Source organism: Lysinibacillus sp. BSL11, assembly GCF_052928325.1.
The window spans coordinates 90,443-113,952 of sequence record NZ_JAVGCX010000005.1; the positions used below are offsets into that span (position 1 = coordinate 90,443).

The following is a 23,510-nucleotide window of genomic DNA, read 5'->3' on the forward strand; positions in this document are numbered from 1 at the left end:
GGAATTAGAGGGGAAGCATCGGAGGTACTTTATAACAAAAAGGAATCTACTCAAATGAATAGATTCCTTTTATCCTTTATTATCTTGTATAAGAAAGCAAAGCAGTTTCTTTAAATTTATGTAATGCATTTGTTGCCTCACGTTTAGAACTATACTCAAACATGCGATAAGTGTTTTCTTCAAATACTGTAATAATCCACATATATGTCATCCCCTTTATTGTGTTGCATAACATTTATATATTTATAATAACTGTTATATATCAGATTTGATTTAATTTTACATCAATAAATAAAAAAATAAAGTACTATTCAAAGATTTTCACATATTGTTCAAAATTATAAAGAACGTTTAAAATTTTTTTGAAATAATTAAAAGGAGAAAACAGACAATCCTTCACAAGTATATTTCCGAGTAATTCGTAAATAGTAAGTTGACGGAGTTCTGTGATTTCGGACTTGGGAGGTGATGCTATGACACGTAATTACGTATTCATTTTTATGGTTTTCTTTTTAATCATCTCGGGATTTTTAGTGCAGGAAGGCTACGCAGATAGAGGTCGTCCCTATTATGAGGAGACAGGTGAAGTTGTTTGGGATATCAAAACAGAGGATAAAATTGTTGCACTCACCTTTGATGATGGTCCACATCCTAAATACACAGCTGCTGTGCTAGATTTATTAGCAAAATATGATGCAAAAGCCACCTTTTTTATTATTGGAAAAAATGCAGAAAAATATCCAGAGCTTGTTTTACGTTCTTATACAGAAGGCCATGAATTAGCAAATCATACGTATACACATCCATTTAAAGTTTCCATCAAAAAATTGCAAGAGGAGCTTCAACAGACAAATGACACGATTTATAGTATTACTGGTTTTTCCCCAGTTTTATTCCGTCCCGTTGGTGGAAATTACACGGATGCTATGATTAATGCTGCTGTTAAGGACGGCTATAAGGTAGTAATGTGGTCCTGGCATCAGGATACGCAAGATTGGAAAGAGCCTGGTGTAAGGAAAATTGTGCAAAAGGTAATGAAGGGAACAAGGCCTGGAGATGTTATTTTATTTCATGATGGTGGCGGGAACCGTACACAAACAATTCAAGCACTAGAAGAAATATTACCTGCATTAAAAAAGCAAGGCTACACATTTGTTACAATATCCGAGCTGATTGAAAGCAAACAGCAACAAGAGCAAGTTCAATAATGAAAAATGAGCCATCTCAACAATGTTTGAAATGGCTTCTTTTTCACTTAAATAAAAGGTTTGAATTAGAAGAAAATAATTGGAGCTAGCGCAATACCTAAAATTGTTCCTAGAGCAATTCCATAGCCAAAACCTTCTCCTCCATACCCTCCAAATCCCCAAAACCCTAAACCATAACCACTATATCTTCTATCAGGTAGAATCCATACCTGTCTTCTATCTACCCTTGTGATTTCTCCAACATGTACTTTACCAGATGAATCCGAGATTCGAACACGTTTACCATGATATTTACAGCAAAGACTATAAGCATCAGCTGGATTCACACATATCCCTCCTTTCATTGTCATTACAAGCTAATATATGCGATTTGATGCATTTATCACTAGCCGATTGTCTATTCAAGACATATGCTGTGAAGAGGTGATAATATGGCAGTTGTGTCAACGGATAAGTGGTTAGATGAATTTGTAAGTGCTAGAAAATCAACTAGAAAGGATGAGCGAACAAGCTTACAATGCTCGATTCTTTGCGATCGATTAGTCAAACTATTTCGAGATGGGCTTCCAGAAGAAATTCACTATACATTACAGCAACAGGGTCTATTTTTACCTCATGAGGAAGTCGATGTTGAAAAATTAAAGAGGCAAGAAGTATGGGCCAGTGTACAGCAGGAGTTTCTATACTTACAGAGGAAATGGAATGGCCCATCAATACCAATTTATATTTTCCCAATTACTCAGCAGCAAACGATAACCAATAAAAATGGTGTCGCTTATCCTCATTCGCTTTTTTTATTTGTGGGTGATTTAGAAAAGCAGGAGCTTCAAGCATTATTTGCTCATGAATATAACCATGTTTGTCGTATACACATATTGAAAAAAACTTTAGATGATATGACTTTATTGGATTCTCTCATTTTAGAAGGCTTAGCAGAAGATGCGGTGAAAGATTTATATGGGGAGAGGTGGATTGCTCCTTGGTTACAATCCTACTCAGATAAAGAACTTTTAGCTTTATGGGAGCATCATTTTTTACCGAATTTACAACTCCAAGGAATCGAACAACATCATCCATTTCTATACGGGGGGCCCCTTCCACCTTGGATAGGCTACTGTATAGGCTACAAAATTGTGCAGTCGTATAAAATGAACCATTCACGCCAACATCCCTTGTTCATTTCAAGCCAAGATTTACTTGCTGGTTCGAATTTTCCGCTACAATAGAGAAAAGGAGTGATTGTTGTGTCCAATGAATTAAAAAATATATTATTACCAATTGTAGATTCAGCAACAAGGGTGCTCATTGTTGGATCCATGCCAGGAAAACAATCGTTAGAGAAACAGCAATACTATGGCAATCCACGCAATCACTTTTGGCCTATTTTGGGTGAGTTATTAGAGATAGCGATTCCAAATGATTATACAGAGAGAATAGCCTTATTAAAAAACAATGCAATCGGTCTTTGGGACACGATTGCAACTTGTGAACGCGAAGGAAGTTTAGATGCAGCGATACGTAATGAAAAGCCCAATGATTTTCAAACCCTTTTTGAACAATACCCTAATATCCAATTAGTGCTTTTTAATGGAGCGAAAGCATTTGAGGTTTTTAAAAAGCATATTGGCTTAGAGCTTCTAGATGGACGAGCCTATAAAAAGATGCCATCAACAAGTCCAATACCAGGGAAAAATATTAAAACGTTCACTGAAAAGCTAGAGGACTGGCGGATTATCCAACTCTATTTAGCCTAAACATCAGGACGAGATTACCGTGATGAAGTAGCTACTTTGGGGTGAATAGTATTCCTTGTGCTTTTAAACCATTGATAAAAGAGAATATACACAAGAAGGATTTCAATAGCATCCCCACCGTAGTACATGATCTTAGCACCTAGTTCTGCCTCAGTGGATGGTACATGATGAGGCGGATTTGCAAAAATAAATTTTGCCAATATGGCATGAGCAGCCAATGCTACTACTAATGTAAGGGATCGAAAAACATAAGAGTATGAATGTGGAGTAGGATCAATATAAATAAAGGCGATGGTGAACAAATAACCCGCTAGAAAAATGTGAAGATGAATGAATACATACAGTAGTATATATTCGTGCATCATGTTGAAGAGTGAGGTTGTATAGAGTAACCATAAACCGCCTACATTTAAAATAGATGCAATAATTGGATGGCGAATAAAAAGAACATACGGTTTTTTTAATATCCGAGAAAGTATACGTGCGTTGTTCACTGGTAAGGTTCTTAACAATAGAGTCATGGGTGCTGCTAATGCCATAAGTAATGGTGCCAGCATGCCAAGCAATAAATGTCCTATCATATGTGCGTCAAAATGAATATGACTAAGAGCAGCCAATGGGCCGATTAATGTAATCAGAGCACAGACATTTCCAATAATCCAACAGATAGTACGGAAATGAGGCCATTGTTTTTTATGTTGATTCGAAATAATAACAGCGAGGATATAGCCTATAAGAACTAAAACAAATGGCAAAGCCAGTAGAAGCTGAACCATAATAGGAAAGTTTTGAGCATGAACTTCGTGAGAATGCAAGATGGGCCACCTCCTATTGTCCTTTTTGATTTGTTTGGAGCAGTAAGACAATACCGATAATTATTAATAGCGCCGCCAGTATGTTCCAAACGATATCATAGGGTAGTATTTCAACATTGTAACGAATTTGGTGAAGTTTCATGAATTTATGTTGTATAATTCCATCGTAAAGCTGAAATGAGCCTGCTCCAAGAAAAATACCGCCTAGCCATCTTTTTAGCCAAAACCCATGTTTTCTATGTAGGTCAGCCAATAAAAAAGCAGATCCAATCGTAGCAAAAAAGCTGAATGCATGAAATAAACCATCTGAAACTAGCCCAATAGCAGCTGTAGACTTATCATAGAAATGATGCCAATGTAATAATTGATGAAAAATCACCTCATCTATAAATGCCACCACCCCAAGTCCAAATAAAATCCCAGTCCACATGTTACGCTGCTTATATTGAAAGCGATTTTCATGCTTATGTTTTTGTTCTTCATACATATTCGTCATATCCAATCCTATCACCTCAAGCTAATTTTCTTTTAGTCTACCCCTGAGATGAGCTCTTAAACAAATATCCCTCAAAACAGTTGTTTGTCAGAGGGAAGTAAGGATGATTGCCAGCTATTATAGTAAGAGCCAGCAGGACTATAAAAGAATTTGAAGTGATGCTTCTCAGCTAAAGCACGGCTTTTTGATTCTTCTTCAAAACCAATTGCCATCACTTGTGTACCAAATTTATTGCGTATGTGGATAAGCTGTTGCATCATATCGAGTGACCATTCATCTTTTCCTACCACAGGATACGAAAAATCCTCCCACATAATAAAGTCAACATATGGCGCTGTATAATCAGCAAGTGTTTGAAATCCCCAATTTTGAGCAACAGATAAATCGGGATGACGTTTTTTAATTTGTTGGATAAAAGACAAGATGGCTTCATTTTGCCACTTTTGTTCATCTTCAGGTAAATAGGAATTGATATTACCAACCGTATCTAAAAACACACCGTCTAAGCCTTTCTCAACAATTTGCTGCTGTATTTCTGCTAGCAAAATGTCTTGATAGTGCGTAGAAGTCAAATCCATTAAAAAAGAATCCCATTTGGCAAAATATATTCTTTCCCCCTGTTTGTCTCGATAAAAATCTTCTTCCTTCAATTGATGATAGAGTGCTGTATTCCATTTGTCTGCTTCCATCGCATTAATATAGCCGTACACTAAAGTTCCGCTTTTTTGAGCATTGATGATATACTTTTGCTGCATTTCAATAGGTTCTACAATCACTAAATCTAACTTCGTCATGCTCTTGCCAATGGCATCGTTGCCTTTATCTAAGTAGTATGTGTAATCTTTCACATCAGCAAGCTTTGCTTGGATACTTGTGGAAGAAGATACTGGATTTTTAGCAAGCAGCATCCACATACTACCTGCGATTAGAGGGGCTAATAAGAGTATCAATAATTTTTTCATAAGTACTCCTTTTTTAAGGATTTTCCATCCATTATACAATAATAGGAATTGGGTTACCTGTGGTAAATGGGCAATGGCTCAAAGGTGAATCGCCCTTTTACATATATTGAATAATGTAAAAGGAGGGTTTGTGTGTATAATAATCCATTTAGAGAAGATAATTTTAGAAGACCTGGTGGTTGGGGAGATTATAATGATTTTGAAACAACGTCATTTGGGCCAACTCATTTCGGCCCCCCTCCAGCAGGACAAATGCCCATGAGCACACCACCAGGTTTTTCACCACCAATTCCTGCTTGGCGAGAAGGGTCTAGTGGTATACGTTCCTGTTTGTTTAGAAATACGTATATTTGGATGAATAGTGGTAGAAGTTTTTGGTTTTTCCCAACAGCTGTAGGAAGGGAAATCATTGCTGGCTTTAGATGGAGTCGAAGATATGGCTGGTATTTCCGTACGATTTCTAGAAATCAAATTCGCTCCTATGAATGTTTTAGATAGACTTATCTCAAGGTATAGAGTTTTATTTTTAAAAAAATGATGTTACAATGAACGATAACGATGAATGAAGGGAAGATGGGTGGCTAATGAATAACTAATCTTAATTTTTGTATAGGAAATTTTATATTTCACGGACAACAAAAATAGGATTAGTCTGCCCATTTTTCATAATAATTGCTTTATATTCGCAAACAACTGCTGATATTTAGCTACTCCAAAGATTGTTTTCATAATAATTTTGGAGCTTATTTGTGTATGATATTGTAGCGACTAATCCTTCCAAATGAATTGGAGGGATTTTTTTGTCCCTCCAACTGGAGAGGATGGATAGTATGAAGGAACTTTTAAAATTACAGGATGTACGTTATGAAATAAAGGATATATTGTTATTTGAGCATGTGACAGGCACAGTAAAACAAGGCGAAGTCATCGGCATTATAGGGCGAAATGGTGCTGGGAAATCGACATTATTACAATTGATTCAAGGTACATTATCACCAACTATGGGAGCAATTCAGAGAGCACAGGCTTTAAAAATTACATTTGTTGAACAGGAGCTAGCTCATTTTGACAAATTAGAAGTATCCGCAAGAGAAGCTGATCTGCTGGCTAAGTGGCAGGTACCTAATGTGTCATTTACAGCGTTAAGTGGGGGTGAAAAGCTGAAAATGCGTCTTGCAGAAGGTTTTTCCCAGAATGCTCAAATTTTATTACTTGATGAACCAACGAATCATTTAGATGAACAAAGTACCGAATTCCTCATCAGACAAGTCCAAAACTATAAGGGGACAATCATCGTTGTATCACATGATCGCTATTTTTTAGATAAGGTTGCCACAAAAATCTGGTCTATTGAGGAAAAAAGCCTGATTGAACATGATGGTAATTATACAAGCTATATGGCAGATAGAGAACATCGACGATTAACCCAGCAACGTTCCTACGAGAAGCAGCAAAAAAACATTGAACGAATTGAGGCTCAAATGTCGGAACTGACGTCTTGGTCACAAAAGGGCCACACTCAGTCAACAAAACTGGAAGGCTTTAAGGAGTACCACCGTGTGAAAGCAAAGCGCTTAGATTCGCAGGTGAAATCTAAGAAAAAGCGATTAGAAGCTGAACTTGCGAAGACAAGAGTGGAAGCAGTGGAGCCAGAAGCCGAGATTCGTTTTTCTTTAGGCACGAATCAACGAGTTGGCAAGCGCTTACTGGAAATCAAGCATTTAACTTTAAAATTTGGTGAACGCATGTTATTTAACGATGTGAATATTACAGCTCAATTTGGAGATAAGATAGCTATTACAGGAAAGAATGGAAGTGGGAAAACAAGCTTTTTAAAAGTACTTTTAGGCAAGCTAGAAGCTGAGGGTGAAGTATGGCTATCACCAGCTGCAAACATTGGTTATCTGACACAGGAAGTATTTGATTTACCACTTGATCAGACACCAGAGCAATATTTTTATCGAGAGACATTTGAAGAGCGCGCTAAAGTGCGCAACTTGATGAAGAATTTAGGATTTACACTGACACATTGGACATCGCCCATAGGCAAAATGAGTATGGGAGAACGCGTAAAGTGTAAGCTGATGGCTTATATTTTAGAAGATAAAAATGTTCTTATTTTAGATGAGCCGACAAATCATCTTGATCTACCTTCTCGTGAGCAGTTAGAGCATACTCTTACCCAATATAATGGGACTTTGCTTGTCGTTTCACATGATCGATACTTTCTAGAAAAAGTCACGAACAGTGTTTGGGAGCTTCACGGTCAGCACATCAAGAAAAAGTGGACAGAAGTCACACCGAATAAAGTGGATGATACAGTGGCTCTCCGTTTAAAGCTTGAAACGGAAAGGCAAGAGATTTTAGGCAAACTGAGCTTTCTAACAGATAAAGATAAGGACTACGCAATGCTTGACCAGAAGTTTAATGAGCTAACGAAGCGCATCAATGAACTTCGATAGCTGAAGCGTTTAAGTTAACCTTTTCCAGGGAAAAATATGGAGAGAGTGCATTTCTTAAATGGGGGTTAACATGGTGAAAAAGGTAGTATTTCTCTTTTTATTGTTAAGCATTTGTAGCTTAAGTGCTTGTGCAGAACGAAATAAGAATGAACAACAACATGAGATTGAAACAAGTACATCTGTAGCACAGTCAAATAATGATCAAGTTGATGCGGTTCAAGCAACTGAAGCTCTTCAACAAATAAAGGAACAGATTCATTTTGATGTTCCAATAAAAATGCCAACAACGTTACCTATTGCAGAGGGTGCATTTTTATCAGCTACAGTAAGGACAAAGGGCGACCAGGTTGAAGTTATTTTTTATGAAAGCAAAGAGAATATGCCCATTAATGATATTCGATTAAAGAAATCAGCGACTGTTATTGGAAGATTGCTGGTCAAGAAATATAAAAGTGTGGAAGGTGCAAGCACACAGATAGCATTTGATAATTTCAATCAAAATGGCGGGCAAGAGGTTGATCTTGGTTACAATATAAAAGGTTATCAAGATGCAGGTGCTGGTTCATTATGGACTGGTTGGAATGAAGGGCGATGGGCAATTGCCACTCACACACGAACTGATAATCCTGATGCAGGTGTCAAACTTGCTAAGCAGGCAGTAGCGTATTTAGAAAACCACCTGCTACCTATTCCAAGGCAATATGGCATGGCTCAGCTAGATGTCTATCAATCAGGTAATTTAATTGTTTGGCAGGATGAAAAGCTTGTTTACACACTCGATTCAATCAAAGAGCCTTTAAAAGCACTAGCAATTGCTACAGCTTTTTATCAATAATAGAAATCCTAGAGTAAAGATGCTCTAGGATTTTTTGTATTATTTTACTTTATACTATTCAGCATTTTTTGGTATTCGCTGAATTTTTGCTGCCATTCATCCATTGGGAAATATTGATGTTCAAGGCCATTTAGTAGATCTGTTAACATATCAAGACAAATATGCCATCCCGCTAAATCTTTCGGTGTATGCTCTGTCAGATTTTGAAGTGTCTCTACTAATACCAATAAAGAACCCTTTTCAGTAGAAAATAATTCAAATCTCACCGTATCTGTACCCCAACCAAATCCCAATACTTCTTTCTCAACATAATCTGTGATGGTTATTTCCTCAAAATTACCTGTTCCATCATTCATATTAAAATGTATTTTCCCGTTCTTACGTAGCTCAATGATTTCTAAATTACTCATCCATTTTTGTAGGTTTTCATTGTTAGTCATAGCGGACCAAACGGCATCTATTGGATATAGTAATTTTCGTTTGAACGTAGCAATATGGTAATTTGATTGTTTTTCAATAGTAGCTAGCACAGACATCCTCCTAATGATAAATTGCTTGAAAAAGTCTAGTGATGCCTAGTTCAATTTCATGCTTTTGTAAATGACCATAGCCAATAATCAATCTGTTATTATATTTTCCCTTTTTAATTGTATGATCCTCTACTGGGTAAACCTTTACACCAAATTGTTCTATTTTCACTAATAAGTTTTGTGTAAAATCAATCTTCTCAAATTCTGCAACTAAGTGCATACCTGTAGAATAGCCGAATATCTTTATGTTATGTGAAAAAGTGGATTGTAAACATTGAATCAGAAAATCACGTTGGCTTTTATAGAACTTCTTCATTTTTGTGATATGTCTTTCCATATAGCCCTCCTGTATAAAGCGAGAAAGGATAAGTTGGTCTAAGGAAGGTGTATGTAAGTCCGTAAACCATTTTAATTGACGACATTTTTCAGTAAGCTGTGTTGGAAGGATAATGTATCCTATTCTTAATGCGGGAGAGAGAATTTTACTAAAAGAACCGATGTAGAGAACAAGCTCTGGATCTAGTCCCTGTAAAGAACTAACAGGTGGCCCTTCGTAGCGAAACTCACTATCATAATCATCTTCAATTAAAAAGCAATGATTCTTTCTAGCATACTCAATTAATTGAATTCTACGTTGAATAGGTAAGGTACTTCCTAAAGGAAATTGATGAGAGGGAGTTAGAAAGACAAGTTTAGGATCTATATTATCTGGTAATAGGCTTGTTTTCATCCCGAATTCATCTACTGGTATCGGATAAATGGTAGCACCTGAAGCTTTAAAGATAGTTTGAATATCATTCGTTATAGGATCTTCCATAATAGCAAGATCATTAGGTGACAGCAATAATCTCGACACAAGCATCATTGCCTGTGTCGCACCAGATGTAATAATAATTTGCTCTGGATGACATTCAACGCCCCTTGTTCTTAATAAGTAGTGGGCAAGAGTATGCCTTAATTCTATGCGCCCCTCTGGAACCCCGTATCCCAATATGGAGGATTCACTATCGTGCCAAAGTTGATGACTTATCTTCGCCCAAGTTTTACGAGGAAACAAGTCGAGTGCTGGAATACCTGAGCGTAAGTTGATAACTTCTTTCCCTACTATTGAATCTCCTGCTTTATTTGTAATAAAAGGTTTGGTCTGTTGTGGTAACAACGCCCCTTCTGCAACAAATGTACCAGCTCCTCTTCGTGCAATTAAAAATCCTTCGGCTAGTAACTGATCATAAGCTTCTAATATGACATTTCTTGATACTTTCAATTCTACTGAAAGCTCTCGTGTGGATACTAACTTTTCTCCTGCCTGAAGGTGTCCACTTAAAATTTTTTCCCGTATTTGCTGATAGATTTGACGATTTAAAGGAATATCTAATGCTCGATCAATAGGTATCCATAACATTTTACATACCTCCGATTTGAAAGTGGTACCTTTAAAATCACTTTAAAGTGGTTCTACAGTTACCAATTTTATCATGATAAAGTACTTACCAATACCGAAGAGGGGGAATAAATATGAAGAAAACAGAAGAATTAGTGATTCAAGCCTTGAAAGTCGCAGCACGAGACGAGCGCTTGAAAAATGCGGTGCAACAATCAACAGAGCTCTACCCATTATTATGGAAAGCAGCAAAAAGGTATGTAACAGGGGAAAAGAGAGAGGATGCCATTACTGCTGCACGTAATTATCTTAATGACAATTATAATATCTCCATTGAATATATTGGGGAAAATACAACCAATTTAAGGGATTGTCAAAGAGCAAAGGATGAGCTTTTACAAGTAATTGAGGACATGGGGGTTTTATCTTTGAAGCAAACAGTATCTTTCGATTTATCTCATATAGGTCTTTCTATTAATGCTGAGATTGCTTATAAGCACCTTGAAGAGCTTACACAAAAAGCTCAGCGGTATGGAATAACTTTGATGATAAGTATGGAAGAATCCTCAAAGACTAGTGATATTATTACTCTTTACAAAAAAATAGCAACGAAGTATACAAATGTTGGAATTACATTGCAAGTTCATCTTTATCGTACAAAGGTAGATTTACAAGAACTTATGCAATATCCAGGGAAAATAAGACTTGTTAAAGGGGCTTTTCAAGAGTCTATCGATATAGCCATGATCAGATCAGAAGAACTGAATAAGCGTTATCTTGAGTATGTTGAACAGTTAGTAAATGCGAATCATCCGATATCAATCGCTACACATGATGAAATGCTTATTCAAGAGCTAGAGCGACGTCAATATCTTGATAACTCAAATGTTGAAGTTGAGATGCTTTATGGTGTACGTCCTTCATTACTCAATGAATTAAGACGGAAAGATTATCGTTGTAGAGTATATTTAACGTATGGAAATGAGTGGTACTTATATCTTTGCCACCGAATTGCTGAACACCCTGAAAACCTCTATTTAGCAGTAATCGATATTATTAATGAATCCATTGAACGCGTAGTATAGAAGAATGAATAGATGGATCTGGAGTAGCGGGAAAGTTATTGTGGCAATGAGTATCGTTGGTAGTTCAGTTGTTGCGGGCAAGTTGGTTGTTCAAAGCTTTCCAATTTTCTTAGCGAATGAACTAAGATTTCTTGTGGCTGCAATTATTTTAATTCCTTTGTGGATAAAGATAGAGGGATTTTCAACATTAAACAGAAAAGAATTAGTAGCGGTTTTTTTACAAGCGTTATTAGGGGTGTTTTTATTTAATATATTAATGCTCCATGGTCTTTCAAAAACGACTGCTATGGAAGCTGGTATTATTACTGGTACTCTGCCAGTCTGCACTGCAATCCTATCCTATTTTATTTTGAAGGAGAAATTAACGAGGAATATGGGGATTAGCATACTTCTTGCCGTAGTGGGAGCTATCTTTATGAACATTGCTAACTATTCTGCTACTAACCATTATTCAACTTCATTATTAGGGAATCTATTCATTTTAGGGGCAGTATTTTGCGAATCTTTATTTATCATCATAGGTAAGTTAATTTCTTATCGTATGAGTGCTCTTACAGTCTCAACTATGGTTAGCTTATTTGGAGTCATATTATTTTTCCCATTGGCTGTAGCTGAAAGCAGATATTTTGAATTTGAAGAAATTTCAGCTGCAGAGTGGGGATTAGTATTGTATTTCGGCATTGTTGTAACCGTCATAGCGTTTCTTTTAATGCAACAGGGTCTTGCAGTAATTTCAGCATCGTGGGCAGGTGTACTTACTAGCTTATTGCCAATTAGTAGTATGATTTTATCTTCTATTCTATTGGATGAAAAAATAACTAATCTTCAGGTCTGTGGTTTTTTCTTAATTATAGCTGCCATCTATTTACTGTCAAAGCAGAAAGGGATAAGGAACTAGTGATTTATAAGAAGTTAATTATAGGATAATATTGTTAAAAAAGGAGGGGTGAAGATGACACATCAACAAGCATTGGAACAATATATCCAAGCAACAAATACCCATGATTTTAATCAAGTAAAGGCTATTTTGCATCCACAAGCAATTTATTGGTTCTCTGATAAAACTTGCACAACAACAGAGGAGATTGAGGCTTATTTCAAGCATGCATGGAATGTCATTAAAGAAGAGGTTTATTCAGCTACTGATGTAAAATGGTTAACCGTTGATGAAAAGACGGCTACCTGTCTCTATACATATCACTATGAAGGCTATCATAACGAAAAGTTTGTATCAGGTAGCGGTAGAGCGACTAATATTTTTACATTAGTTAACGATCAATGGAAGATAATTCATGAGCATTTGAGTAGTGGTCATTAAATTATTTTCAATGTAACTTGAACAAGCAACAATATAATAATCACTGTTAGTAGTGTTTTGGCTATTTTTAATGGAATGTAGGGGAGCACTAGGAGACCTAATTGGGAGCCTATAATGGAGCCTAGTGCCATAGCAATTGCATAGTGCCATTGAATAAAGCCAGTGTGATAAAACACAATAAATGCACCTGTACAGCTCCCGAAGAGGAGTACTCGAGTGAGCTGTACAGCCTTTATATAAGTATGATGTGAACGTAGATAGTGTAAGATGCTAAATGTCGAAGAGCCAGGGCCGAAACCACCATCATACATGGCGATGATAAATGGTTGCCAAAAATGAGGTGCTTGATGTTCTAGCGAATCAGGAACTTCCGTCCACGCCTTATTTTTTAAAGTTACGACTAAAGCCAAAAGGAGTAGTACACAGGCCATATAGTTCATAGTTTGCTCAGACAGCGAAACAGCTAAAAGTGAGCCGCAAATCCCCCCAACAATAGCAAGGGCTATATATTTAATGATAGATGTGAGATGTAGCTCCTTCTGATAGAGTAGATAAAAAATACTGGATAAAGACGAAATGCCTGTCGAAAATTTGTTTGTTGCAATACTTGTTTGAATCGGGATACCGACAAGCATCATGGCAGGAAGTGTAATGAGTCCACCACCTCCCGCAAGTGTACCGATAAAAGCAGCTACCATTCCGATACATACGAGTGTTAAAGAAATGTTTGCATAGAAAAGTCCAATTAAGCTAAGTAGTACAAATAACAACAGCAGGATCATTTTATTCATAATCTTCTCCCTTTCTTTTATTAGCTTTAGGGTAAATGGTGTTGATGTATAAATCTAATATATAATTTTTGATGATTTATAGATTTAATTTATATTAATGGGGGCTGGCTGAATGAGATTGCTTCAAACGGAGGAAGAGCTGAAGAACTTAATCGCATCTGATGACTGGATGATGAGCATTTTATCCACAGTAGAAACTTTGCAATTACCAGATTGGTGGGTATGCGCAGGAATTATTCGCTCAAAGGTATGGGATTACCTTCACGATAAGGAGGAAAGAACACCAATTGCTGATATTGATGTGATATATTTTGATAAAGAAAATTTAGCAGAAGAAGTAGAGAAGCAGTATGAGCAAGAACTGAGAAAGGTATCTCCAAACGAGCCTTGGTCCGTGAAAAATCAAGCCCGAATGCATGTCCTAAATGGTAGTAAACCATATCAGTCTGCTGTTGATGGAATCTCTCATTTCCCAGAAATCCCAACGGCAATTGGAGTAAAATTATCAGATGGGTTTCTAGACATTGCAGCACCGTACGGTATTCTTCTTTTAGGAGCAGGCATTGTAGAGCCAACACCGTTTTACCTAGAAAATAAGGATGCCTATGCGATTTATCGTCAAAGAATTCAGCAAAAGCAATGGCATTTGAGTTGGCCAGAATTGAAAATTCATCTTCAATAAAAAAGAAAGAGGGGGACCAATTGCAACAAGATAAAACCTATGTCATTAAACACTATAAAAAATCTTTAGATTGGATAGATAATTTGCGAGGGTTATCTGAGGCGCAATGGCGTATGCCTATTGAACCTGGGAAATGGTCGGTTGCAGAGGTAATTGGGCATCTTCCTCCATGGGACAAGTTTGTGCTAAATCACCGAATCCCTTTTCTATTTACAGATGAGCGTCTGCCGAAAGGACCAGATGTAGCACATTTGAATACGATGGCAGCTAAGAAAAGCCGTGAACAAACAATGGAGGAAACATTGAATGATTTTATGTCCACAAGGCGTCAATTATTGCAGGATATTCAGCAATGGACAGACGAGCAATGGCAACAGTCATTTAAAATTGGGCAGTCAGAAATGACTATAATCGACTATTTTGTAGGATTAATCAATCATGATTTACATCATTTTCCACAGATTCAGAATGTTATACATGTATAGGAGTTAGCATATGGATATCAAATATTTAATTGATTACTTTGCACATGCTTCTGTAAAATTTACAGATGTTTTTACTAAAAAAATGGACCCAGGTGAAGTAGATGCTGGTAGAACAACAGCTCCAGATAAGTGTGGGTTAGTAGTACCACTTGCAGGGAGTGCGATCTTTAGCTTTAATGGAACCCCCTATATGATGGAGCCTGGAATGATTGTCCATGCAGGCCCCCAGATGCCGATAGAAGTGAGAGCGACTGGTCATAAAGGTTGGGAGTATGCAGTTGTTCATTATCGCCTACCAACAGAAGAAATAAATCTATATCCACTAGCAGAGCAACATTTTCTAATTAATACAGGTTTTAACACACAAATTATTAGCCATGTTAAGCAATTAGTGGAGAGCTATTCCTTTCCTGGTAATATGGCTGTATTCAAGTCTAAGACATTATTTATGAATTTGTTGGAAGATATCCTTGTGGCGGCAAAAATGCAGGTTTTAGATAGTGCCAGCGAATTAATAGAGCAGGCATTACAGTATATACATGAAAATTATGCAGAGCAAATCTCAGTATCAAATATCTCGATGGAATTGGGCATTGAGCGTCGCCGTTTTGCTTATTTATTTGAGCAGCATACAGGTATGAATCCAAGCACTTATATTACGGAATATCGTATACGGCGTGCAAAAGACTTGCTAGAATATGATGTCATTCCAGTAGCTGAAGTAGCAGAATGTGTCGGATATGTCGATTGCTTTTACTTTAGTAGAGTGTTTAAAAAGTGCACAAATTTATCTCCTTCCGCCTATAGAAAGATGAAAATGGAGGAATCTAATTATATGTAAAAAAACTGCTTCTTCCAAAAAAGAAGCAGTTTTTTTAATAGCAAAATCGGCAAAAATCCATGTCATTCTCGAAATCGTCCATTCACAATCTTTTTTCACTTTGTTAGGATAGTATCCGTAAATGATAATGAGTATCAATTATGTATTGACTTATATATGAAAACGATTATCATTATCAATATGAGCTCGTTAGGAGAGAATATCTATGAATAAATATTTTAAAATGTGTGCACCTGCACTATTAGTATTATCACTGGCTGCATGTGGAACAGATAAAGCAGAGGAATCAACATCAACAGCTAATACAGCAGAGACAAGTGCAACAGAATCACAGACAGAGCAAGCTAAATCAACACAGACCGTAACGTACTTAGGTGAGCAATATGAGCTACCAGCCGAAGTAAAGAACATTGTCGCTGCCAGTCTTGAATCGATGGAAGATGCGGCGATGCTTGGTATTAAGCCAGTAGGTGTCCTAGAAGTAGGTGGAAAAGTTCCTGCCTATCTAGCAACAGATTTTGAAGGAGCTACACTTGTAGGGAATAAAATGGAGCCAAATGCAGAAGCCATTCTTAATCTGGATCCTGATGTAATTGTGGGTACTTCGAAATTCCCTGAAGAAACGGCTGAAAAGCTCAACAAAATTCAAACAATGATTCCATACTCACATATTTCAACAAATTGGAAAGAAAATTTAACTTTGCTTGCACAATTAGCTGGGAAGGAAGAGGATGCAAAGAAAATCATCTCTGACTATGAAGCAAAAGTTGCTGATGCCCAAGTAAAATCCAAGGAGCAATTAGCAGATAAGCAAGTATTAATTATCCGTATACGTGGTGGAGTGATGTACATCTATCCAGCAGGCGTTTATTTAAACCCTGTTCTATATGAAGATTTAGGAGCACCTGTACCAGAAGTTGTTACAACAGCTAAGGCGCAAGCGGAACTATCACTTGAAACATTAGCACAAGTAAATCCAGATGTGATTTTCCTACAATTCGAGGATTCAGAGAATAAGGATACGCCAAAAGCTTTAGAGGAGCTACAAAAGAATCCAATTTTCACTAGCTTAAAGGCAGCACAAAATAATCAAGTTTTCGTCAACACAATTGAGCCATTAGCACAAGGTGGTACTGCTTGGTCTAAGGTGAAATTCTTAGATGCTGCAGCTGAAAAATTATTTAAATAGTATAAACAGGCTGGTAGTAGATTTGGTGATATCACCGGGCTATTACCAGCCTTTTGTAAGATGTGGCATTTTTCATTGCAGGCAGTTGTTAAGGGTATACACTTAAGTAATCGATATTGTGTACCGCAAAATGGATAAAGAAAAAGGTGTGAAAGTTGAAAAAAACAAACATAGTGTCGTTTTCAATATTAGCGATATCTCCTTTCCTTATTGCCCTTGTGGCACTTATTTCTGTTATGTATGGGACAAAAGATATTAGTGCCATTACAGTATGGCAGTCGATGACAGCATTTGATCCATCGGATGTTGATCATCAAATTATACGAACAGGCCGTATTCCAAGAGTTGCTGCGGTGTTACTAGTTGGAGCATTTTTAGCAGTTGCCGGTGCAGTCATGCAGGGGATTACACGAAACTATTTAGCCTCGCCTTCATTAATGGGTGTCAATGATGGCTCTGCATTTGTCATTACAATAGCCATTGTTTTTTTTCCAGGGCTACCAAACTATCAAATGATTTTTTTATCGATGCTTGGTTCTGCATTGGGTGCAGGTATTGTCTTTGGTTTTGGCTCGTTAATCCGCAATGGCTTATCTCCAGTAAGGCTAGCCATAATTGGAACTGTCATTGGCACATTTTTAAGTAGTATTGCTACTGCTATTGCGATGTATTTCCAAGTATCACAAACAGTAAGTGCTTGGTATAACACAAAGGTACATATGGTAGATATGGATATGCTGATCCTTTCTATTCCATTTGGTTTAACTGGGTTGATCTTGGCTTTATTCTCTGCAAAAGCAATTACCATTACTTCATTAGGTGAAGATATTGCCATGGGGCTAGGACAGAAAACAAAAGCAGTACGTATTATTAGCATGCTAGCTGTCGTATGTTTGACAGGGACAGCGGTTGCCCTTGTAGGGAAAATCGCCTTTGTAGGGTTAGTCATACCACATATTACACGCTTCCTTGTTGGTGTTGATTATCGCTATATTATTCCTTGTGCAGCCGTCATTGGAGCCTTTTTCTTAGCGCTTTGTGATGTCCTGAGCCGCGTTGTCAATTATCCATTTGAAACGCCAATTGGTGTCTTAACCGCATTGGTCGGTGTACCATTCTTCTTATATTTAGTTCGTAAGCACGGAGGTGAAAAACGTGCGTAAAAAAACCTCAAGTGTATTCTTTTTAACCATGCTGATGCTTGTTTTAATGATTTTAGTTGCGAGCTATTTACATATTACAAATGGTGTTTTTGATATGTCTGTAATGGATGTCATCAAAACATTGTTGCGGATGGAGTCAAATTCAAAGTTTGATCTTGTTATATTTGAATTCCGTTTACCTCGGATTGTCATTGCTGGACTTGTCGGTATTGGCTTAGGTATGGCTGGAGTTGTATTACAGGGGATTACACGCAATGGACTAGCAGATCCAGGAATATTAGGGATTAATGCTGGAGCTGGTGCAGCAGTCGTTCTATTCATGTACTTCTTTCAATTAAAGCTAGTGAGTGCAGATATGAACAGCTGGATGTCAATTTTAATGATGCCACTATTCGGTTTTATCGGTGGAACAATTGCAGCTATCTTGATTTTTTCATTTGCTTTAAAAAATGGTCATCTGGATATGCAGCGATTAATCTTAACTGGTATAGCTATCAATAGTGGATTTGGAGCTTTGTCCTTGTACCTATCCTTAAAAATGAGTGCACAAGATTTTGAATCAGCGGCTATTTGGATGGCGGGTTCTATTTATAATGCGAATTGGATCTTTGCGCTTACGATGCTACCTTGGCTTTTGATTTTAGGAATATATGTGCATAGAAAATCTTATTTACTCGATTATTTTCAGCTTGAAGAGGATAGCATCACAAGTTTAGGAATAGCTGTTGAAAAGGAGAAAATGAAACTGTTATTAGCCAGTGTAGGTCTTGTCAGTGCTTGTGTGTCTGTATCAGGGAGTATTGGATTCATAGGTTTAATGGCCCCACACATTGCCAAGCAGCTTGTTGCTATTCAACACCGTTATGTTATGCCAGTGAGTGCTTTAATTGGAGCAGGTCTGTTAATCCTAGCTGATTTTATTGGTAAAACCGTTTTTGCACCATCGGAACTGGCTGTTGGTATTGTCGTTTCAATTATTGGGATTCCATATTTCTTGTATTTACTGGTGAAATCTAAGGCATAGGAGGAAATGGCGTGCAAACTGCATTTAGAATGGAAAACCTGGCTTCAGGTTATGAGCAGGTACGTGTCTTTGAAGGGTTAAATTTAACGATAGAAGAGGGCAAAGTGACTACAATCATCGGTCCGAATGGTTGTGGTAAATCTACACTCCTTAAAACGATAGGACGTATTTTAAAAAAACAACAAGGTACGGTATATTTGCAGGAGCAAAATATGCAAAATTTATCGACCAAAGATATTGCCAAGAAACTAGCAATATTATCTCAAACACCGATAGCTCCTGATCAATTGAAAGTGGAGGAGTTAATTGCGTATGGTCGCTACCCACATCGCAACAATGTTAATCGTTTAACGAATAAGGATGAGGAAATGATTGAATGGGCTTTAACGGTTACTAATACGATGGAATATCGAAATAGGGAGCTTGCCCAGCTTTCAGGAGGTCAGCGTCAGCGTGTTTGGCTGGCTATGGCCTTAGCACAAGAAACAAATATCTTGCTATTGGATGAACCTACTACTTATTTAGACATGGCTCATCAGCTAGAGGTATTGGACATTGTTAAAAGTTTAAATGAGCAGCACAGCTGTACAATAGTGATGGTTCTACATGATATTAACCATGCTGCCAGATATTCAGATCATCTTATTGCAATGCGTAACGGTATTATCATGCAAACTGGCACGCCACAGGAAATTTTAAGTGCTGAGGTGATGCGTAAAGTATTTAATATTGATGCACGCATTATGGAAGATCCTGTAACAAATACACCTGTATGTTATGGCTACGAAATTTTGAAGGAGGATATCTAATGAATATAAATAAAGTAGACTACGTTACACAACAAATGACTTCAAAATTGACAAATTATTCGTACACGATTAACACCTATGTGCCAGAGGAGGAAGCACCACAAGATGGCTTCCCAGTTTTGTATGTACTCGATGGCTCATCCTATTTTAACCTTGTAAAGGAAGCGGTGCGTCTACAAAGTCGTAATGCAACAAAAACAGGTATCCTTCCGGCTATTGTTATTGGAATTGGTCATGGCGACGATATGCGTGAAAGAAGATTTTATGATTTTACAGCACCTGCGGAGTCGTATATTTATCCAGCAAGATTTAAAGGAAAAAGTCATGAAAAGCTTGGAGGAGCAGTGGATTTTAGTCGCTTTATAGAAGAAGAGCTAAAGCCAACGATTGAGGCACAGTATCCAGTAAATCGAGCACAGCAAGCTTTATTTGGTCATTCCCTAGGAGGTTACTTTACACTGTGGCAACTATTTCACCACCAATCAAGCTTCCAGCGCTATCTAGCTATTAGCCCATCCATTTGGTGGAATGAGCATGAATTAGTGCACTGTGCTTCAGTATTTCTGAACGAGCATCAAGATATGAACGAAACTTTGTTTTTGAGCGCAGGTGAACTTGAAACCTTTATGGTGGATGATGCGCGCCAAATGGCGACCGTATTAGAAAAAATAATGAATGTTGAATTTTATGAGGCTTTAAACGAAAATCATGCTTCGATCGTACCAACTGTTATGAGTAGAGCCATACGTTTTACGCATAAATCACATTAATAGTAGACCGCATTGTCTTTTGACAGTGCGGTTTCTTTTTATTTATTAATAAAATTACCGAATGGTACGCATAATAAAGGAAATTTGGTCATCTGTCTGGGATAAATGGAGGCGCTGTATGCAAAATAAAATTTTAAAAAACCCAGTATTTCTTATTTCTAGTGGAGTAATTTTTCTTTTGGTCATTATTGGAGCAACGATACCAGAAAAATTTAAGAACGTAGCAAACAGCGTATTTCATATGACTACGGATTATTTCGGCTGGTTTTATTTATTGACAGTCTTTATTATCGTTATTTTTTTATTCGGCTTGGCAATAAGTAAATATGGCACCATTCGCTTAGGGGCAGAAGATAGTCGACCTGAATTTAGCTTTCTAACATGGATTTCCATGCTTTTTTCCGCAGGACTTGGCGTAGGCTTGGTCTTTTGGGGAGTAGCTGAGCCAATGAGTCATTACTTTTCACCACCTTTTAGCTCTACGGAACCTTTAACAACAGATGCTGCAAGACTTGCCATGGGATATTCATTCTTTCATTGGGGTATAAGCCAATGGTCAGTGTATGCTATTATGGGACTGGTCATGGCCTATGTACAATTTAATAAAAAACGAAATTTATTAATCTCTACAGCTTTAGAGCCAGTCACTGGTTCAAATCGTATAGTCAAAAGTACGATTGATATTCTGGCAGTTATTGCTACAGTTATGGGTGTAGCCACGTCTATTGGCCTCGGAGTTCTACAAACAAATGGGGGATTGAAATTTGTCTTTGGCTTGCCAAATACATTTTTTATACAAATATCTATTATTGCCATTATGTTTGTAGGCTATATGTTTTCTTCTACGACAGGTCTTCAAAAAGGGATTCGTATTTTAAGTAATGTTAATATGGGTCTTGCGATTGTTCTGTTGCTTTTTGTATTTATAACAGGCCCTACAGTTTTCATTCTAGAAACTTTTACATTAGCAATAGGGGATTATATTTCAAATTTTATTCAGTATAGCCTTCGAATGCAGCCATATGTGGGGGGAACTTGGGTAAAAGATTGGACTATTTTTTATTGGGCTTGGGCTATTGCTTGGTCTCCGTTTGTGGGATCATTTATAGCTCGTGTATCTAAAGGTAGAACGATTCGAGAATTTATTATAGGGGTTTTAATTATCCCACCCCTTATTGCCTGTTTTTGGATTGCAGTCTTTGGTGGTACTGCCATGTGGTTTGATTTACATGAAAATGCACATATAGCTGAAGCGGTTAGTAATGATGTTACAATTGCACTTTTTCAAATGCTTGAACATTTGCCATTATCACTGTTAGCCCCAGTTATAGGCATAATGTTAATTTTTACTTTCTTAATCACTTCTGCTGATTCAGCTACATTTATTATGGCTAGTATGACGTCCAGAGGTTCTTTAAATCCCACAATTTTATCAAAGTTAGTATGGGGTGTCTTAATGGCAGCTATTTCAGGCGTTTTATTGTATACAGGGGGTCTTGAAGCATTACAAACGGCCTCGTTAATCGCAGCATTACCTTTTACAGTGGTTTTACTTTTATTAATGATTGCGTATATTAAGATGATGAAGGAAGAGATTATTCCTCTTCAGAAAAAGGATATTCAACGTTTGAAAATAGCGAGAAAGCATATTGAAAAGGAAGCAAAAATAAAAGACAAACATACTAAGTAGTAGGCCGTATTAGAAATAATACGGTTTCTTTTTGTTTTAATATACATTATTATGAATAAAAAAACTATTAGGGGTGCTTTATGATGGAAATTGTGTTAGCAGAGTGCAAGGATGCCCCAGTAATACATCAGTTGATGCTACAGGCGTTTCAAGAATATGAAAAAGCTACTCCACCATCCAGTGCACTAAGTGAAACGGTGTATTCTATTGAGCAGGCAATGGAGCAAAGTGAACAAGCGTTTATTGGCTATATCAATAAACAGCCAGTTGCCATGGTAAGGTTTAAACTCAGTACAAAGGGGATTTATTTTTTTAGACTTTCAGTTATCCCAGAAAGACAAGGACAAGGTTTAGCTAAGGCACTAATTTCTTGGCTTGAACAATATGCACTATCGAAGGGGATAACAATTAGTCAGTGCAAAGTACGTATGAGTGTTCCGCGTAATATTGAGTTATATCGTTCATTAGGTTATGTTGTAACGAAAGAGGAAATGGTGAAGAATTGTAATGGTAACTCTCTAGTAATAGCAACAATGGAAAAGAAACTTTCCAATTAGGGGGAATTTAATTGAGAAAAAAGCTTGGCTGCTTGCATGCTCATTATTCCAATATAGAATACATAGAGCACGCTTTTCAAAGCGCTGAAGACATAGAGATACTCCATTTTGTAGACCCTGGCGTGATACAGCAAGTGTCTAAAGGTAGTGATGGTTTAGCGCGTAAAGTTAAGGAGCAAATTGAATGGATAATTAGCTGTGATGTGGATGCCATTTTAATAACGTGTACAAATTATATTGCTTTATTAGAAGGAGAAACTTTTTCTAATCCCCTGATCCCTATTATAAAGATTGATGAGCCCTATTTTGAAAGTATATGTAGTAAGCAACAGCCTCAAATAATTCTTTTCTCAAATCCAGCGACTGTTGAAGGAACGATGGCAAGACTTCACCAATATGCTAAGCAACGAGGAATATCAGTAGATGTAGAGGCAAAAATTATTGAGCATACATTTGAGCTTATTATACAAGGGAAAAAGGAAGCCTATGATGAGGCTATTTCAAGAACTTTACATACTTTATCAGCTGAGCAAAAATTTCTATCTGTAGCCCAGCTATCGATGGTGGATGCAGCACAACGATTTGAAGATCACACGGCGATTACAATTCTCCATCCATTAAAGTCATTAGTTGATATTGTAAAGAGTACCATAAAATGATGGT

General features: G+C 37.2%; 28 protein-coding genes. 20 read left to right on the forward strand and 8 right to left on the reverse strand.

Going from position 1 to position 23,510, the window contains the following annotated elements:
• Window positions 1-79: 79 nt before the first annotated feature.
• A complete protein-coding gene (locus RCJ95_RS07310; protein WP_004231718.1) occupies window positions 80-202 on the reverse strand; it encodes a hypothetical protein in 123 nt (40 codons plus the stop codon).
• A gap of 271 nt (window positions 203-473) precedes the next feature.
• Between RCJ95_RS07310 and RCJ95_RS07315 the strand changes: the two genes are divergently transcribed.
• Window positions 474-1,208, forward strand: a complete 735-nt coding sequence (locus RCJ95_RS07315) for a polysaccharide deacetylase family protein (protein WP_066037960.1) — start codon at window positions 474-476, stop codon at window positions 1,206-1,208.
• A 65-nt stretch (window positions 1,209-1,273) separates the two neighbouring features.
• Here the strand turns inward: RCJ95_RS07315 and RCJ95_RS07320 are convergent, their stop codons facing one another.
• Window positions 1,274-1,534 (reverse strand): hypothetical protein, encoded by a 261-nt coding sequence (locus RCJ95_RS07320; RefSeq protein ID WP_004231722.1) that lies wholly within the window; start codon window positions 1,532-1,534, stop codon window positions 1,274-1,276.
• Between the two features lie 105 nt (window positions 1,535-1,639).
• On the opposite strand from RCJ95_RS07320, the gene RCJ95_RS07325 reads away from it, so the two are divergent.
• Both RCJ95_RS07325 and RCJ95_RS07330 read left to right on the forward strand, forming a co-directional pair.
• On the forward strand, window positions 1,640-2,434 hold the full coding sequence (locus tag RCJ95_RS07325) for a DUF2268 domain-containing protein (RefSeq protein WP_446722085.1): 795 nt from the start codon (window positions 1,640-1,642) through the stop codon (window positions 2,432-2,434).
• A gap of 18 nt (window positions 2,435-2,452) precedes the next feature.
• A complete protein-coding gene (locus tag RCJ95_RS07330) occupies window positions 2,453-2,962 on the forward strand; it encodes a DNA-deoxyinosine glycosylase (RefSeq protein ID WP_446722086.1) in 510 nt (169 codons plus the stop codon).
• Between the two features lie 14 nt (window positions 2,963-2,976).
• Here the strand turns inward: RCJ95_RS07330 and RCJ95_RS07335 are convergent, their stop codons facing one another.
• The 3 genes from RCJ95_RS07335 to RCJ95_RS07345 all read right to left on the reverse strand — a co-directional run bounded on the left by RCJ95_RS07335 (window position 2,977) and on the right by RCJ95_RS07345 (window position 5,235).
• Entirely contained in the window at window positions 2,977-3,777 is an 801-nt protein-coding gene (locus RCJ95_RS07335) for a cytochrome c oxidase assembly protein (RefSeq protein ID WP_257520747.1), read from the reverse strand.
• 13 nt (window positions 3,778-3,790) lie between these two features.
• Window positions 3,791-4,273: a DUF2243 domain-containing protein gene (locus RCJ95_RS07340; RefSeq protein WP_446722087.1), complete on the reverse strand. Its 483-nt coding sequence runs from the start codon at window positions 4,271-4,273 to the stop codon at window positions 3,791-3,793.
• A gap of 71 nt (window positions 4,274-4,344) precedes the next feature.
• Complete coding sequence (locus tag RCJ95_RS07345; RefSeq protein ID WP_446722088.1) at window positions 4,345-5,235, reverse strand: endo alpha-1,4 polygalactosaminidase; 891 nt, start codon at window positions 5,233-5,235, stop codon at window positions 4,345-4,347.
• Window positions 5,236-5,367: 132 nt separating this feature from the next.
• Here RCJ95_RS07345 and RCJ95_RS07350 point away from each other — a divergent pair, with 132 nt between their 5' ends.
• The 3 genes from RCJ95_RS07350 to RCJ95_RS07360 all read left to right on the forward strand — a co-directional run bounded on the left by RCJ95_RS07350 (window position 5,368) and on the right by RCJ95_RS07360 (window position 8,532).
• Entirely contained in the window at window positions 5,368-5,733 is a 366-nt protein-coding gene (locus tag RCJ95_RS07350; RefSeq protein WP_221681639.1) for a hypothetical protein, read from the forward strand.
• A gap of 332 nt (window positions 5,734-6,065) precedes the next feature.
• On the forward strand, window positions 6,066-7,697 hold the full coding sequence (abc-f, locus tag RCJ95_RS07355) for a ribosomal protection-like ABC-F family protein (protein ID WP_312130076.1): 1,632 nt from the start codon (window positions 6,066-6,068) through the stop codon (window positions 7,695-7,697).
• 70 nt (window positions 7,698-7,767) lie between these two features.
• Complete coding sequence (locus RCJ95_RS07360) at window positions 7,768-8,532, forward strand: hypothetical protein (protein ID WP_257520744.1); 765 nt, start codon at window positions 7,768-7,770, stop codon at window positions 8,530-8,532.
• A gap of 44 nt (window positions 8,533-8,576) precedes the next feature.
• Here the strand turns inward: RCJ95_RS07360 and RCJ95_RS07365 are convergent, their stop codons facing one another.
• A complete protein-coding gene (locus RCJ95_RS07365) occupies window positions 8,577-9,068 on the reverse strand; it encodes an SRPBCC family protein (protein ID WP_312130074.1) in 492 nt (163 codons plus the stop codon).
• Window positions 9,069-9,072: 4 nt separating this feature from the next.
• Complete coding sequence (gene pdxR / locus RCJ95_RS07370) at window positions 9,073-10,464, reverse strand: MocR-like pyridoxine biosynthesis transcription factor PdxR (protein ID WP_221681631.1); 1,392 nt, start codon at window positions 10,462-10,464, stop codon at window positions 9,073-9,075.
• Between the two features lie 113 nt (window positions 10,465-10,577).
• Between pdxR and RCJ95_RS07375 the strand changes: the two genes are divergently transcribed.
• The 3 genes from RCJ95_RS07375 to RCJ95_RS07385 are packed head-to-tail and all read left to right on the forward strand — an operon-like array spanning window position 10,578 to window position 12,846.
• Window positions 10,578-11,528 carry a proline dehydrogenase family protein gene (locus tag RCJ95_RS07375; RefSeq protein ID WP_446722089.1) on the forward strand — a complete coding sequence of 317 codons (951 nt, stop codon included), beginning with the start codon at window positions 10,578-10,580 and terminating at the stop codon, window positions 11,526-11,528.
• 4 nt (window positions 11,529-11,532) lie between these two features.
• Window positions 11,533-12,426 (forward strand): DMT family transporter, encoded by an 894-nt coding sequence (locus RCJ95_RS07380; protein WP_274770557.1) that lies wholly within the window; start codon window positions 11,533-11,535, stop codon window positions 12,424-12,426.
• Between the two features lie 54 nt (window positions 12,427-12,480).
• Entirely contained in the window at window positions 12,481-12,846 is a 366-nt protein-coding gene (locus RCJ95_RS07385; protein ID WP_016993074.1) for a YybH family protein, read from the forward strand.
• Here the strand turns inward: RCJ95_RS07385 and RCJ95_RS07390 are convergent.
• The gene (locus RCJ95_RS07390) at window positions 12,843-13,637 is read right to left on the reverse strand and encodes a sulfite exporter TauE/SafE family protein (RefSeq protein ID WP_221681627.1); all 795 of its coding nucleotides are present in this window, start codon (window positions 13,635-13,637) and stop codon (window positions 12,843-12,845) included. The two genes, RCJ95_RS07385 and RCJ95_RS07390, sit on opposite strands and share 4 nt — an antisense overlap.
• 112 nt (window positions 13,638-13,749) lie before the next feature.
• Here RCJ95_RS07390 and RCJ95_RS07395 point away from each other — a divergent pair, with 112 nt between their 5' ends.
• From RCJ95_RS07395 to RCJ95_RS07445, 11 genes are all read left to right on the forward strand, one after another.
• The gene (locus RCJ95_RS07395; protein ID WP_257520738.1) at window positions 13,750-14,319 is read left to right on the forward strand and encodes a nucleotidyltransferase family protein; all 570 of its coding nucleotides are present in this window, start codon (window positions 13,750-13,752) and stop codon (window positions 14,317-14,319) included.
• A gap of 20 nt (window positions 14,320-14,339) precedes the next feature.
• Entirely contained in the window at window positions 14,340-14,804 is a 465-nt protein-coding gene (locus tag RCJ95_RS07400; protein ID WP_257520737.1) for a DinB family protein, read from the forward strand.
• Between the two features lie 10 nt (window positions 14,805-14,814).
• Window positions 14,815-15,645, forward strand: a complete 831-nt coding sequence (locus RCJ95_RS07405) for a helix-turn-helix domain-containing protein (protein WP_274770553.1) — start codon at window positions 14,815-14,817, stop codon at window positions 15,643-15,645.
• 205 nt (window positions 15,646-15,850) lie between these two features.
• On the forward strand, window positions 15,851-16,834 hold the full coding sequence (locus RCJ95_RS07410; RefSeq protein ID WP_313150348.1) for an ABC transporter substrate-binding protein: 984 nt from the start codon (window positions 15,851-15,853) through the stop codon (window positions 16,832-16,834).
• 155 nt (window positions 16,835-16,989) lie between these two features.
• Window positions 16,990-17,997, forward strand: coding sequence for a FecCD family ABC transporter permease (locus tag RCJ95_RS07415; RefSeq protein WP_312130061.1), 1,008 nt, complete (start codon window positions 16,990-16,992; stop codon window positions 17,995-17,997).
• A gap of 28 nt (window positions 17,998-18,025) precedes the next feature.
• Entirely contained in the window at window positions 18,026-19,021 is a 996-nt protein-coding gene (locus RCJ95_RS07420; RefSeq protein WP_312130088.1) for a FecCD family ABC transporter permease, read from the forward strand.
• Between the two features lie 29 nt (window positions 19,022-19,050).
• Entirely contained in the window at window positions 19,051-19,830 is a 780-nt protein-coding gene (locus RCJ95_RS07425) for an ABC transporter ATP-binding protein (protein WP_446722115.1), read from the forward strand.
• Window positions 19,830-20,600 (forward strand): alpha/beta hydrolase, encoded by a 771-nt coding sequence (locus RCJ95_RS07430; protein WP_446722090.1) that lies wholly within the window; start codon window positions 19,830-19,832, stop codon window positions 20,598-20,600. The genes RCJ95_RS07425 and RCJ95_RS07430 overlap by 1 nt, the downstream gene beginning before the upstream one ends.
• A 118-nt stretch (window positions 20,601-20,718) precedes the next feature.
• Window positions 20,719-22,290 carry a BCCT family transporter gene (locus RCJ95_RS07435; protein WP_221681607.1) on the forward strand — a complete coding sequence of 524 codons (1,572 nt, stop codon included), beginning with the start codon at window positions 20,719-20,721 and terminating at the stop codon, window positions 22,288-22,290.
• A gap of 83 nt (window positions 22,291-22,373) precedes the next feature.
• Window positions 22,374-22,847 (forward strand): GNAT family N-acetyltransferase, encoded by a 474-nt coding sequence (locus tag RCJ95_RS07440; RefSeq protein ID WP_221681605.1) that lies wholly within the window; start codon window positions 22,374-22,376, stop codon window positions 22,845-22,847.
• Between the two features lie 11 nt (window positions 22,848-22,858).
• On the forward strand, window positions 22,859-23,506 hold the full coding sequence (locus tag RCJ95_RS07445; RefSeq protein WP_446722091.1) for a hypothetical protein: 648 nt from the start codon (window positions 22,859-22,861) through the stop codon (window positions 23,504-23,506).
• The last annotated feature ends 4 nt before the right edge of the window (window positions 23,507-23,510 follow it).